Below are 13202 nucleotides of genomic sequence, written 5' to 3'. Positions count from 1 at the left end.
GATTGCCTGTCGCTTGTCGACGCAATCCAATGACGGGGCCCGGAATCCTTCCTGTGATTCCGGGCCCCGCCCATATCCGGCAGGCTTTGTCGCCGGACCAGCCGCGGTGTTCATGCGCCGTGGCATAATAGGCGAGGATTTATCGCGAGCGGGCCGGATCCTGTGTGGCCCGGTGCTTTCGGCAGATGGCCAGGAGCCCTCCGAAGGAACGTTCATCAGAATGAGGTGGTATCAAGGTGGCACAGACTTCCAACGACATCAAGAACGGATCGGTCATCAACCTTGACGGCAAGCTTTGGACCGTCATCAAGTTCCAGCACGTCAAGCCGGGCAAGGGACCGGCCTTCGTGCGCACGACCATCAAGGACGTCCTCTCGGGCAAGATCGTGGATCGCACTTTCAATGCGGGCATGAAGATGGACTTCGAGACCGTCGACAACAGAACCATGCAGTACTCCTACCGGGACGGCGACTCCTTCGTCTTCATGGATATGAACACCTACGAGCAGGTCAACATCCCCGAGGCCCTGGTCGGCGATCAGGAGCGCTTCCTGCTTGAGGGCACCGACTGCATCATCAGCTTCCATGACGGTAACCCCCTGTCCGTTGAGCTGCCTGCATCCGTGGTGCTGACCGTGACCGCAACCGAGCCCGGCGTCCAGGGCAACCGCTCCAACGCCGGCACCAAGCCCGCCACTGTGGAGACCGGGGCTGAGATCCAGGTGCCCCTCTTCGTGGGCGAGGGCGAGAAGGTCAAGGTGGATACCCGCGACGGCTCCTACCTGGGCCGCGAGAACTGAGCAAGGCGGAAACCACACATCCATGGCACGTTCCACAGCCCGTAAGCGGGCCTTGAACACCCTGTATGAGGCCGATGAGAAGAGCCAGGATTTCCTCTCCCTGCTGGAGGAGCGCAAGGTTCGGCCGGGGGCGCAGACACCTCTGCCTGCCTATGCCGTGACCATCGTTGAGGGTGTGGCAGAACATCGTCGAAATATCGATGAGGCTCTGCAGACCCATTCCACCCGGTGGCCGCTGAGCCGCATGCATGCCATCGACCGCAACATTCTGCGTATCGCCGCCTGGGAGATGCTCTACAACCCTGACGTTCCTGACAAGGTGGCCATCGATGAGGCCCTTTCTTTGGCCAAGACACTTTCGGATGCCGATGCTCCCTCCTTCATCCACGGTGTTCTCAGCGCCCTGGAGCAGGAGAAGGATGAGCATCAGGCTCGTCGTGAGCAAGCCGATCGAATCGCTGCCCTGGCTGATGCAGAGGCCGATGCGGACGTTTCAGATGATGAATCCGATAAGGCAAAAGCTGGGGTCGTAGCCTCAGAGTCTGTCTCTTCTGAGAATGCCCAGGTAGACAGCGATTCGCAATCGGCAACGAGTGGATCTGACGAAGGGGATTCCTATCAGGTTCTTGACCATACGGTCGATCAGTCCGCCCCGAGTCTGGACCAGCTGAAACTGACCTTGCCGGAGGAACTGACGCCTGATGTAGATCGTCCTTCAGACGACTGAGCAATGAATCGAGTAAAGGCCGACCGATGTCTGCTAGCAGCTGGGGCATCAGGTCGGCCTTTTGCCATATTCAGACTGGTTGACCAGCAGTCTATCCTGCAAGAATTGCCCAACCATCTTTTGGATGATTCGATCGGCATGATCCATGGGGGTCATTAGTATGGTTGCGAATATCCGCGGTAATCAAGGGGGTTCGGTGAACCTGAAAGACACCAACACTATCACCTCCGATAGCCGTTTCTCCAATCGGGCCTTGCTCATCCTTGAGGATGGGGAAGTGTATCTGGGGAGAGCCTTCGGAGCGGTGGGCACTACCATAGGTGAAATTGTTTTCTCTACCGGAATGACGGGATATCAGGAAACCCTGACGGATCCCAGCTATGCTCGGCAAATCGTTGTGCAGACCTTCCCCCACATCGGTGATACCGGTGTCAATGACCAGGACGGGGAGTCGGACAGGATCTGGGTGGCAGGGTACGTAGTCCGGGAACCCAGCCCCGATTTTAGCAACTGGCGGGCCCGGGGCAGTCTCCACGACCAGCTGGTCGATCAGGGCATTGTCGGTATCAGTCACATAGACACTCGCCGGCTCGTGCGGCACTTGCGTTCTGCAGGTGTCATGCGGGCCGGTATTTTTTCAGGCCCGGACATAATGCTCAATGATGGCGGCATGCCCAGAACCATGCAGGAACTCCTTGACCAGGTCCGTTCGGCTCCCAAGATGAGTGGATCCCATTTGACCGGCGAGGTCAGCACCGACAGGTCCTATATTGTCGAACCAGCTGGAGACCATCAGGGGAAAGAGCCTGTCTGCACAGTGGCAGCGGTAGATTTGGGAATCAAGTCCATGACCCCTCACAGGCTGGCTGAGCGCGGGTGCAGGGTCCACGTACTTCCCGTAGACACCACCATCGAGCAGATACAGGCCCTGGGGCCTGACGGGGTTTTCTTTTCCAACGGTCCAGGCGACCCATCGACTGCAAACGAAGAGGTGTCGCTCCTCAGACAGGTCCTGGATGCCGGGCTGCCCTTCTTCGGCATCTGCCTGGGCAACCAGCTCCTGGGGCGAGCTCTGGGATTCGATACATACAAGCTCAAATTCGGTCATCGTGGCATCAACCAGCCGGTCATGGACCTCAGCACCGGCAAGGTTGAGATCACTGCTCATAATCACGGATTCGCAGTCAAGGCGCCCAAGGGGGATCCAGTGCCCTCACCCTATGGTGAAGGCCGATATGGTCGTGTCCGGGTCTCTCACGTCGATCTCAACGACGGCGTGGTCGAGGGTCTGGAGTGCCTGGATATTCCGGCCTTCTCTGTTCAATACCATCCGGAGGCGGCGGCTGGCCCGCACGATGCCTCCTACCTGTTTGACAGGTTCGTCACGTTGATGCAGGACGCCAAGGAAGGGAAGGCACATGCCTAAGCGGCAGGACATCCATTCGGTCATGGTCATCGGCTCTGGGCCCATCGTCATCGGGCAAGCGGCCGAGTTCGATTATTCGGGGACACAGGCCTGCCGGGTGCTGCGCGAAGAGGGGATTCGCGTCATCCTGGTCAATTCCAATCCCGCCACCATCATGACGGACCCCGAGATGGCCGATGCCACCTACATCGAGCCCATTGCCCTGCCTTTCCTGGAGCGGATCATTGCCAAGGAGCGGCCGGATGCGCTGCTGCCCACCCTGGGCGGCCAGACCGCTCTGAACGCTGCCGTGGAGCTGGGCAAGGCCGGCGTGCTGGAGCGCTACGGAGTGGAGCTGATCGGCGCTTCGCTGGAGGCCATCGACAGGGGAGAGGACCGTGAGCTCTTCAAACAGGTGGTGGACCAGGCCGGCGCCGAGTCAGCCAAGTCCCGCATCGCCCACAGTCTGGATGAGGCCGAGGCAGTTGCCGCCGAACTGGGCTACCCCCTGGTGGTTCGTCCCTCCTTCACCATGGGCGGCCTGGGCTCAGGCATCGCCCACGATCGCGAGGAGTTGCGGCGGATCGCCGGTGCTGGCATCCACTATTCGCCCACCGATGAGATCCTCCTGGAGGAGGGCATCGAGGGGTGGAAGGAGTATGAGCTGGAGCTCATGCGCGACCGCCTGGACAATGTGGTTGTGGTCTGCCCCATCGAGAATGTGGACCCGGTAGGCGTGCATACCGGCGACTCCATCACCGTGGCCCCGGTCTTCACCCTGACCGACCGGGAGTATCAGCGCATGCGTGACATCGGCATCGCCATCATCCGCGGCGTGGGGGTGGATACAGGCGGCTGCAACATCCAGTTCGCCGTCAACCCCAAGAACGGCCGGATCATCGTCATCGAAATGAATCCGCGTGTTTCACGGTCTTCGGCTCTGGCTTCCAAGGCCACCGGCTTCCCCATCGCCAAGATCGCAGTCAAGCTGGCCCTGGGATACACCTTGGACGAGATAGAGAACGACATCACCCGCTCAACCCCTGCCTCCTTCGAGCCGACCATCGACTACGTGGTCACCAAGATTCCGCGCTTCACCTTCGAGAAGTTCCCCGGGGCGGACACGACCCTGACCACCTCGATGAAGTCCGTGGGCGAGGCCATGGCTCTGGCCGGCAACTTCCGTGAGTCCCTAGGCAAGGCCATGCGCTCCATCGACAAGCGGCATATGACCTTCTCCTGGGATGGCCCCCGGCCTGACCAGGCCGAGACCAACCAGTTGCTGGAGGCCATGCACACTCCCACAGAGCACCGCTACCTGCAGATTCAGCGGGCCTTCTGGGGCGGAGCCACTGTTGAGCAGGTCCACCAGGCCACCAGGATCGATCCCTGGTTCCTGGAGCAGATCAGCATGATCAATGACCTGGCCCTCCAAGTGCGCCAGTCCGAGGTCCTGGACGAGGATCTGTTGCGCCGGGCCAAGCAATCGGGGCTGAGCGACCTGCAGATTGCCCACCTGCGTGGCATGGGTGACCAGGGCGAGGCAGTCGTCAGGGAACTTCGCTGGGCCTTCGGTCTTCATCCTGTCTACAAGACTGTGGACACCTGTGCAGCTGAGTTCGATGCGGTCACGCCCTACTACTACTCCTGCTACGCCGACGAGTCCGAGCTGCGACCCCGTCAGCGCGAGGCGGTCATCATCCTGGGCTCAGGGCCCAACCGAATCGGTCAGGGGGTCGAGTTCGACTACACCTGCGTGCACGCCGTCCAGGAGCTGGGCAAGGACTATGACACCATCATGGTCAACTGCAATCCCGAGACGGTCTCCACCGACTATGACATGTCGGACAGGCTCTATTTCGAGCCGCTGACCTTCGAGGACGTTCTGGAGATCTACCGGGCTGAGAAGGCCATGGGGCCTGTCAAGGGGGTCATCGTCCAGCTAGGCGGACAGACGCCCTTGTCTCTGGCGGCCAGGCTCAAGGCGGCCGGGGTGCCCATTCTGGGAACCAGTCCCGAGTCCATCGACCTTGCCGAGAACCGCGAGCTATTCGGGCAGGTGCTCAGCAAGGAGCATTTGAACGCTCCACGGTACGGCACTGCTCTTTCCTTGGATGAGGCCAAGGAAGCAGCCCACGCCATCGGTTACCCGGTTCTGGTTAGGCCCTCCTACGTGTTGGGCGGACGAGGCATGGAGATCGTCTACGACGACCAGCAGCTGGGCACCTACGTGGATCGTGCCCTTGAAGAGGCCAAGGCCGATACGGTGGTCTCCGGCCGTCTGCCCTCACCCCTGCTGATTGACAAGTTCCTTCAGGATGCCATCGAGATCGATGTGGATGCCCTCTATGACGGGCAGGAGCTCTACATCGGCGGAATCATGGAGCATGTGGAGGAGGCCGGAGTCCACTCCGGTGATGCCGCCTGCACCCTGCCGCCTTCGACTCTCTCTGACGACCAGATCAACCGGTTGCGGCAGGCCACCCTGGCAATAGCCCAAGGTTGCGGGGTCCAGGGGCTGATCAATGTTCAGTATGCATTCATGGCCAACACCCTCTATGTGATCGAGGCCAATCCGCGCGCATCCCGGACCGTTCCCTTCGCTTCCAAGGCCACGGGTACGGCGCTGGCCAAGGCTGCGGCGCGGATCATGGTGGGGGAGTCCATCGCCCAGCAACGAGCCAATGGTCTGCTTTTGCCTGTCGGCGACGGCGGCATGGTTCGTGTCGGCCAGCCTGTGGCGGTAAAGGAGTCTGTCCTGCCCTTCAAGCGCTTCCGCACTCCGGTTGGCCGGACCGTGGACATTTTGCTGGGCCCGGAGATGCGTTCCACAGGAGAGGTCATGGGCTTCGATCGGGACTTCCCCCACGCCTTCGCCAAGAGCCAGCTGGCCGCCTACCAAGGAGGTCTGCCCACCAGCGGTGTTGTCTTCCTGTCGGTCAATGACGCAGACAAGCGCCAGCTGCCCATGCTGGCAGCCCGCCTGTTGGAGCAGGGCTTCAGCATCTGCGCCACCAGTGGCACGGCCTCTGTCCTGCGCCGGTACGGCTTCGATGTGGCCGTTGTCGACAAGATCAGCGATGGTGAGGAGCAGGGTCAGGCTTTTACTGATTCTGACGGAGTGAGGCATATGGGTCGGAATCCCGTCCAGCTTATTGAGGATGGGACCATCGACATGATCCTCAACACGCCCAGCTCCAGGGGTTCTCGTTCTGACGGATATTTGATCCGGGTGGCTGCCATAGCCGCCGATCTGCCGCAATTCACCACCATCACCGAATTCTCAGCCGCACTGATGGCCATTGACGTGGTCAAAAAGGACGACTATGAGGTCATGAGCATCCAGGAACACGCGGCCCGGCTGCTGGAGCTGGAAAAGGCCAAGTAGGTACGCTATATGATTGATCCATGTTCCGGTCCAGATAGGCCGGAGGGTGACCTTTAGGAAAGGAAGTGGCCGTGTCAACGATCAACGGTGCCGACATGTCAAGTCAGGACTCTTCGGGAGTACAGACCGGGGGGCCGGGGAAGACGGGCGGCCGGCTGATCGTGTTGACGGGGCCCACGGCTGTTGGCAAGGGTACTGTGGAGGCAGCTCTGCGTCGTGCCCACCCGGAGGTCTGGGTCTCCGTCTCGGCCACCACCCGCGCACCGCGTCCGGGCGAAAAGGATGGCATCACCTACTGGTTCATGGATGAGCAGGAGTTTGCCCGCAGGGAGGCCGCCGGAGATTTTCTGGAGACCGCTCTGGTCCATGGCTTGTCCCACTATGGCACCCCGCTGCAGCCGGTCCTTGAACATCTGGCAGCAGGGGTGCCCACAATTCTGGAGATCGACCTGCAGGGGGCGCACCGTGTTCGTCAAAGGGCGGGAGAGCTGGGCCTGGAAGTGTTTTACGTCTTCCTGGCGCCGCCGTCATTCCAGGATCTGGTTACCCGACTGAACATGCGGGGAACAGAAAATGAGGAGCAGCGAGCCCGCAGGCTGGAGACCGCCAAGGTGGAGCTGGCCTCCGAGGATCAGTTCGATCAGGTCATAGTCAACGACAACGTGGATAAAGCCGCCCAGGCGCTCTGGACGGTAATCGCCAAAGAGTACGGTCTCTGAACGCCTGCCCTAGCTTCGGAAGAGTTAAAAAATCCTCCAATCGAGTGAGAGCCCGATTGGAGGATTTTAGTTTATCAGTCCAAGCCCGACAGTCGGTTGATCAGGTCAGGGTCGCGGGTGGCACCCTTGTCTGCAGAGCGGGCGAAAGCGGCATAGGCTTTCAGCGCCAGGGAAACCTTGCGGTCCCTGTGGGCCACATAGCCCTCGCCGGCTTCCAGCTCTGCGCGACGCCGGGCGAGTTCCTCATCGCTCAGCTCGACGTCTACGCGCCGGTTGGGGATGTCGATGCGGATCATGTCGCCGTTGCGGATCAGGGCGATGGGGCCCTTGTTGGCTGCTTCAGGAGCGATATGGCCGATGGCCAGGCCGGATGAGCCGCCGGAATAGCGGCCGTCGGTCAGCAGGGCCACGTCCTTGCCGATGCCCTTGCCCTTGACGAATGAGGTGGGGTAGAGCATCTCCTGCATGCCGGGGCCGCCCTTGGGTCCCTCGTAGCGGATGACCAGGGCTTGGCCCTTGTGCAGGGTGCCGTTGAGAATGACCTCCACGGCCTGTTCCTGCGATTCGACCACCAGGGCCGGTCCGCGGAAGTTCCAGATTTCCTTGGGCACACCAGCGGTCTTGACCACGCAGCCATCGGGGGCCAGATTGCCGCGCAGTATGGCCAGACCGCCTTCGGAGACGGCCGGGTGATCCAGGTCGTGGATGGCGCCGTTGACCCGGTCGGTGTCCAAGTCCTCCCACTCCTTGGACTGGTTGAAGGGCTCGGGGGAAGTGATGTGGCCGGGCGCTGCGTGGTAGAGCTCCTTGGCCTGATCCAGGCAGGTGGGACGCATGATGTCCCAGTCGTTGAGCTTGGACTCCAGATCCGGATAGTCGATGGAATGCGTGTCCTTGTGCAGCACTCCGCCACGGTCCAGCTCGCCCAGGATGCCGCAGATGCCGCCAGCGCGGTGGACGTCCGATATCTCCCAGTCTCCGGAGGGAGAGGCCTTGCAGATGCAGGGGACTGTGTGGGAGATGCGCTCGATGTCGTCCAATGTGAAGTCCACATCCGCCGACTGCGCGGCGGCCAGAATGTGCAGGACGGTGTTGGTAGACCCGCCCATGGCCACATCCATGGTCATGGCGTTTTCGAAGGCCTTCTTGGTGGCGATGGAACGGGGAAGGACCGAGTCGTCGTCATCCTGGTAGTACCGGTTGGCAATCTCGACGACCAGCTTGCCGGCCCGCTCGAAGAGCATCTTCCGTGCTGTGTGCGAGGCCAGTGTGGTGCCGTTGCCGGGCAGGGCCAGACCCATGGCCTCGGTCAGGCAGTTCATGGAGTTGGCGGTGAACATGCCGGCGCAGGAACCGCAGGTGGGGCAGACCGTCTTCTCCAGTGCCAGCAGACCTGCATCGTCGATGCTGTCGTCAGCCGAGGCGTACATGACATCGATCAGATCCGTGCTCTCCTGGACTGTTCCGTCGGGCATGACCGTGCGTCCGGCCTCCATGGGGCCGCCGGAGACGAAGACTGTGGGAATGTTCAGACGCAGAGCGGCCATGAGCATGCCGGGGGTGATCTTGTCGCAGTTGGAAATGCAGATCAGGGCATCGGCGCAGTGGGCGTTGACCGAGTACTCCACGGCGTCTGCAATCAGGTCACGGCTGGGCAGAGAGTAAAGCATGCCCGTATGGCCCATGGCGATGCCGTCGTCCACGGCGATGGTATTGAACTCGCGGGGGATGCCGCCCGCTTCCTTGACGGCCTTGGAGACCAGACGCGCCACCTTGTTCAGGTGGACGTGGCCGGGCACGAATTCGGAGAAGGAGTTGGCGATGGCCACGATGGGCTTGCCGAAGTCCTCACCCTTGACGCCAGCGGCACGATAGAGAGCACGGGCGCCCGCGAACTCTCGTTCCTTCATTAATTTGGCTGATCGCATCTGCATAGTTTTATTCAAGTGATCGTAGGCATCAACGGTTTGAACATGACCACATGTTGGAATTTCCGAGGTTCTCGCTCCGCTTTCCCCGGCAGAGAAGCATCCGAGGCTAAAATCGAGCCCGGGCGGTAAAATCATTCAGATTGAATGAATGGTTCATCCAGTTGAATTGGAGAAACATCTTATGGCATTCGGTACCGAGCCCCATCCGCAGGGATTTGCGAATCCTCCCATCGACGACCTCATGAAGCACGCCGATTCGAAGTATGCGCTCTCTATCTTCGCGGCCAAGCGGGCCCGTCAGATCAATTCCTATTTCACACAGCTCAATGAGGGCCTGCTGCAGAACGTCGGCCCGCTGGTTGAGTACCAGAACCAGGAGAAGCCCCTGTCCATCGCCTTCCGTGAGATCAATGAGGGCCTGCTTGAAGAGACCCTGGGCGAGGATGATCTGAGCGAAGGCAACTGAGCCTTCGACTCTCAGTGCAGGGTTCTCGGACGGTGACGGTTTCTAGACAAAGGTGAATGAAATGACAGAGCGACGGCTGATTTCGGCTGAATCAGTGACCGAGGGCCATCCAGACAAGGTCTGCGACCAGATTTCCGATGCCATCCTGGACGATTTGATCGCCCAGGATCCGCACTCGCATGTGGCCGTGGAGACCTCGGCGGCCACCGGCCTCTTCTTCGTCTTCGGAGAGGTTTCATCCCAGGGTTACACGGACATTCAGTCCCAGGTCAGGTCGGTGCTGCGCAGGATCGGCTACACCTCATCCGATATCGGACTGGACGCGGATTCCTGCGGCGTGACCGTGGCGCTGAGCGAGCAGAGCAAGGAAATCAACCAGGGCGTGGAACGGCTGTCGGCCAGCCAGGAGAGCGCTGCCACCCGTGAGGAGCGTTACCAGTCCCAGGGGGCCGGCGACCAGGGAGTCATGTTCGGGTACGCCTGTGATGAGACCGACACGCTCATGCCCCTACCCATCTATCTGGCCCACCAGCTGGCCTTCCGACTGGCACAGGTGCGCAAGGAGGGGATCATCCCGCACCTGCGGCCCGACGGCAAGACCCAGGTCACCATCGAATATGATCAGGATGACCGCCCCCGCCGGGTGGATACGGTCCTCATCTCCACCCAGCACGATCCCGAGGTGGGGCATGACTGGCTCCAGGAGCAGTTGATGGAGCATGTCATCACGCCCGTGCTGGATCGCGTTTGTGGCCAGGCCGTCGAACACCAGGGCTACCGGGTGCTGGTCAATCCTACCGGTTCCTTTGTCCTGGGCGGTCCTGCGGCTGATGCAGGACTGACCGGACGCAAGATCATCGTGGACACCTATGGCGGTGCGGCGCATCACGGAGGCGGCGCCTTCTCCGGCAAGGATCCCAGCAAGGTCGACCGGTCTGCTGCCTACGCCGCGCGTTGGGTGGCCAAGAACATCGTGGCTGCTGGACTGGCACACAAGGTTGAGGTCCAGGTGGCCTATGCCATTGGCGTGGCCGATCCGGTCAGCGTCAACGTGGAGACCTACGGCACCGAGCAGGGAGTCACCCGGGAACAGATTCAGGAGGCTGTGCGCGAGGTCTTCGACCTGCGGCCGGCAGCCATCATTGATGAGCTGGATCTGTTGAGGCCCATTTACGCCAAGACTGCAGCCTACGGACACTTCGGCCGGGAGGATCCCGACTTCACCTGGGAGCAGGTGGACAAGGTGGGCGAGCTCAAGGCCGCCATCGGCATGACCAGGTAGTAGCTGTTCATCAAGAGCCACGGCGGGTTCCCAGGTCATCGACTGGGGAATCCGCCGTGGCTCTCTTAATTGTGAAAGCGAGGGGAGAAGCCATGGATTCGCAGGATGTCAGTCAGCCCGCCCTGGATGGTCTTGCCCCACGCCGTCGTTCGAGCAGCAGTCGAAAGAAACCTCCGCGCCGACCGGCCCATGAACTCCCTGTGGCACGGGTGGTGCTGGATGTGCAGGCCACTCATCTGGGCGGGACCTTCGATTATCTGGTGGATGCGGACCAGGACGATCATGCACAGCCGGGATGTCTGGTTCGCGTCCGGTTCGGGGCGCGCAGGGTCAACGGCATCATCTGGGAACGCGTGGCAGACAGCCAGGTTCCCCGCGCCTCCCTGCGTTTCCTGGAACGGGTTGTGCTGGATCGCAGCCTGATCTCATCTTCCCTGCGCGCGGACATCACTGCCATCGCCAGGGCCTATGGGGGTACCGAGGCCAATATTCTGCGTCTGGCCCTGCCCCCTCGCGTGGCCCGCATCGACAAGGAGCAGCAGCTGGTTCCCGGTCAGCCCCGGCTGGCGTCTGACCCCGCCTGGGTGGCCGGGCTGGCCCAGCGGCAGAGGGATCTGAAACAGAAGCTTGATCCGGGCTATCAGGGACTGGAGAAACTGGACCAGTCGCTGGAAGAGGATACGTTCACCGCCTATCTGACCGATATTCTGCCCGGTATGGACCAGGCCGCCCTGCTGGCTGCCAGGGTGCTGACAGGGGCCCTGCTGGCCGGCCGATCGGCGGTTATGGTGCTGCCTGGCACCCGTCAGGTGGCCCACCTGTCCGCAGTCCTCCAGCAGCTGGGGTTGCGTCCCTTTGGCCCCTCTGTTGCCGCCGGTCCTGGTCAACAGGAGGCTCACGGCTGGTCCGGTGATTTCGCCATTCTGGACAGCGGCATGGCTCCCGCCGAGCGTTACAGGGCCTACCTTGCGCTGGCTTCAGGTCAGGTTCGCTGCGCCATCGGGCTGCGGGCTGCCATGTACGCCCCGGTGGAGGGGCCTGCCCTCTTCGCCCTGATGGACGATGCCAGCTACCAGTACGCCGATGGGATGATGCCCTATGCCAATGCCCGTGGAGTGCTGAGGCTGCGGGCGCGTGCCCACGGTGGCGTATTCCTGGCCATGGCCCGTGCCAGAAGCGTGCGCTCCCACTGGGAGAGTCTGCCCGAGGCCACCGAGGCGGACTCCGGTGTGACCGGTCCAGGCACCGCTTTGACGCTTGACCGGCCTACGGTGACGACCCTACAGCCCTGGATCCGCTGGCTAAATCGGGAGGAACTGAGCCATCTGGCCGACCCGACCATGGGCGCCCGGGTTCCGCATACCGCCGTCGCGGTTATTGACAAAGCCTTGGAGCGTGGTCCGGTTCTGCTGTCCATCCCACAGGACGGCATCTTCGAAAGCCTGAGTTGCGCTCGCTGCCATCATCAGGCTCGCTGCCCGCGTTGCACCGGACCCCTGCGGGCGAGGCGGCCTGGTGCGCCCCGATGCGCCTGGTGCGGGGCTGCGGCTACGGACTGGTCCTGTCCGGATTGCGGGGGTTCGCGGCTTCGGGTGGTTAGGGTAGGTGCCGCCGGGACGGCCCAGGAGCTGCGCATGCTCTTCAGAAATGTGCCCATTGTCATCTCTTCGCCCAGCCAGCCTCGGGGGGTGGTCGAACGCATACAGGATCGCCCCAGCCTGGTCATCGCCACCCCGGGTGCCGAGCCTAGAGTGGTCGCCTCGAGTGTTGAAGGCAACAATACAGACACAGGTGATTCGGACCTGCCCCGGCTGTCGCGAGGATACCGGGCCGTGGCCATTCTGGATGCCTGGACCAGTCTGTATGCCCCTGGCGTCGATGCACGTATGGACACCCTGGGAGCCTGGATGCGCGTGGCCTCCTTCTGTCGCCCCCGAGCCCAGGGAGGTCAGGTGCTCCTGTTGGGGGAGTGCGATCCCCAGCTGGCCCAGGCGCTGATGACCTGGCAGGGGCCGGTGTTGGCCGCCGCCGATCTGGCGGACCGTCGGTTGACTGCCATGCCCCCTGCGGTCGGCATGGCTGCGATATGGGGCGAAAGGGAGGCCGTCACTTGGATGCTGGATGCCGTTGGGATTACGCCGGAGCAGGAGGCTATGACAGATGCCGGTCCTGAGCCGGTCCCTGCCCTGCTTGGCCCTGTGCCCATACCGGCGCCTTCCACGCTGAAAGCCGGCTATCTGGAGGGAACTCAGGATAGGGTCCAAGCCCTGGTTCGGGTACCCACCAGTTCCAGGGATAAGCTGGCTGACGATCTCAAGCAGGCTCAAGCCAGGTACGTGGCCGGTCGCGGGCGAGGGGAGTTGCGCTTCCGGATGGATCCCAAGGATCTGACCTGATTGTCGCTCCAGGCAAATATCTACAGGGTCTATGCGGCGTGGTTTCATGAGGGGGCGCAGGCAGAGGCGCGGATGAACGAATTCAGGA

9 protein-coding genes are annotated in these 13202 nt (G+C 61.8%); 8 read left to right on the top strand and 1 reads right to left on the bottom strand.

The features are described from left to right. Nucleotides 1-236: 236 nt before the first annotated feature. The 5 genes from efp (at nt 237) to gmk (ending at nt 7039) form a co-directional block, all read left to right on the top strand. Nucleotides 237-800 carry an elongation factor P gene (efp, locus tag P273_RS0100675; RefSeq protein WP_015022137.1) on the top strand — a complete coding sequence of 188 codons (564 nt, stop codon included), beginning with the start codon at nt 237-239 and terminating at the stop codon, nt 798-800. A 22-nt stretch (nt 801-822) separates the two neighbouring features. After that, nucleotides 823-1527 carry a transcription antitermination factor NusB gene (gene nusB, locus P273_RS0100670; protein ID WP_024626600.1) on the top strand — a complete coding sequence of 235 codons (705 nt, stop codon included), beginning with the start codon at nt 823-825 and terminating at the stop codon, nt 1525-1527. A 196-nt stretch (nt 1528-1723) separates the two neighbouring features. Continuing rightward, on the top strand, nt 1724-2953 hold the full coding sequence (carA, locus tag P273_RS0100660) for a glutamine-hydrolyzing carbamoyl-phosphate synthase small subunit (RefSeq protein ID WP_024626599.1): 1230 nt from the start codon (nt 1724-1726) through the stop codon (nt 2951-2953). Continuing rightward, nucleotides 2946-6320: a carbamoyl-phosphate synthase large subunit gene (gene carB / locus P273_RS0100655; RefSeq protein WP_024626598.1), complete on the top strand. Its 3375-nt coding sequence runs from the start codon at nt 2946-2948 to the stop codon at nt 6318-6320. Before carA ends, carB begins: the two co-directional genes overlap by 8 nt. A 95-nt stretch (nt 6321-6415) precedes the next feature. Then, complete coding sequence (gene gmk, locus P273_RS0100650) at nt 6416-7039, top strand: guanylate kinase (RefSeq protein WP_024626597.1); 624 nt, start codon at nt 6416-6418, stop codon at nt 7037-7039. Between the two features lie 74 nt (nt 7040-7113). On the opposite strand, the gene ilvD is transcribed toward gmk, so the two are convergent. Beyond that, on the bottom strand, nt 7114-8973 hold the full coding sequence (ilvD, locus tag P273_RS0100645; protein WP_024626596.1) for a dihydroxy-acid dehydratase: 1860 nt from the start codon (nt 8971-8973) through the stop codon (nt 7114-7116). A gap of 178 nt (nt 8974-9151) precedes the next feature. Here ilvD and rpoZ point away from each other — a divergent pair, with 178 nt between their 5' ends. The 3 genes from rpoZ to P273_RS0100630 all read left to right on the top strand — a co-directional run bounded on the left by rpoZ (nt 9152) and on the right by P273_RS0100630 (nt 13114). Then, nucleotides 9152-9436 carry a DNA-directed RNA polymerase subunit omega gene (gene rpoZ, locus P273_RS0100640; protein ID WP_015022131.1) on the top strand — a complete coding sequence of 95 codons (285 nt, stop codon included), beginning with the start codon at nt 9152-9154 and terminating at the stop codon, nt 9434-9436. A gap of 61 nt (nt 9437-9497) precedes the next feature. Beyond that, nucleotides 9498-10718 carry a methionine adenosyltransferase gene (gene metK, locus P273_RS0100635; RefSeq protein WP_024626595.1) on the top strand — a complete coding sequence of 407 codons (1221 nt, stop codon included), beginning with the start codon at nt 9498-9500 and terminating at the stop codon, nt 10716-10718. A 92-nt stretch (nt 10719-10810) separates the two neighbouring features. Further along, nucleotides 10811-13114 carry a primosome assembly protein PriA gene (locus tag P273_RS0100630; RefSeq protein ID WP_024626594.1) on the top strand — a complete coding sequence of 768 codons (2304 nt, stop codon included), beginning with the start codon at nt 10811-10813 and terminating at the stop codon, nt 13112-13114. The last annotated feature ends 88 nt before the right edge of the window (nt 13115-13202 follow it).

This window comes from Bifidobacterium sp. A11 (assembly GCF_000499185.1).
GTDB lineage: Bacteria > Actinomycetota > Actinomycetes > Actinomycetales > Bifidobacteriaceae > Bombiscardovia > Bombiscardovia mizhiensis.
The sequence above is the reverse complement of the archived record's forward strand: the minus strand, read 5'-3'. Positions and strand labels throughout refer to the sequence as shown.

Bases quoted from the DNA above. Each gene is read 5' to 3' on its own strand.
- ilvD (WP_024626596.1), bottom strand. From the start codon at position 8,973: ATGCAGATGCGATCAGCCAAATTAATGAAGGAACGAGAGTTCGCGGGC.
- metK (WP_024626595.1), top strand. From the start codon at position 9,498: ATGACAGAGCGACGGCTGATTTCGGCTGAATCAGTGACCGAGGGCCAT.
- nusB (WP_024626600.1), top strand. From the start codon at position 823: ATGGCACGTTCCACAGCCCGTAAGCGGGCCTTGAACACCCTGTATGAG.
- rpoZ (WP_015022131.1), top strand. From the start codon at position 9,152: ATGGCATTCGGTACCGAGCCCCATCCGCAGGGATTTGCGAATCCTCCC.
- gmk (WP_024626597.1), top strand. From the start codon at position 6,416: ATGTCAAGTCAGGACTCTTCGGGAGTACAGACCGGGGGGCCGGGGAAG.
- carB (WP_024626598.1), top strand. From the start codon at position 2,946: ATGCCTAAGCGGCAGGACATCCATTCGGTCATGGTCATCGGCTCTGGG.
- P273_RS0100630 (WP_024626594.1), top strand. From the start codon at position 10,811: ATGGATTCGCAGGATGTCAGTCAGCCCGCCCTGGATGGTCTTGCCCCA.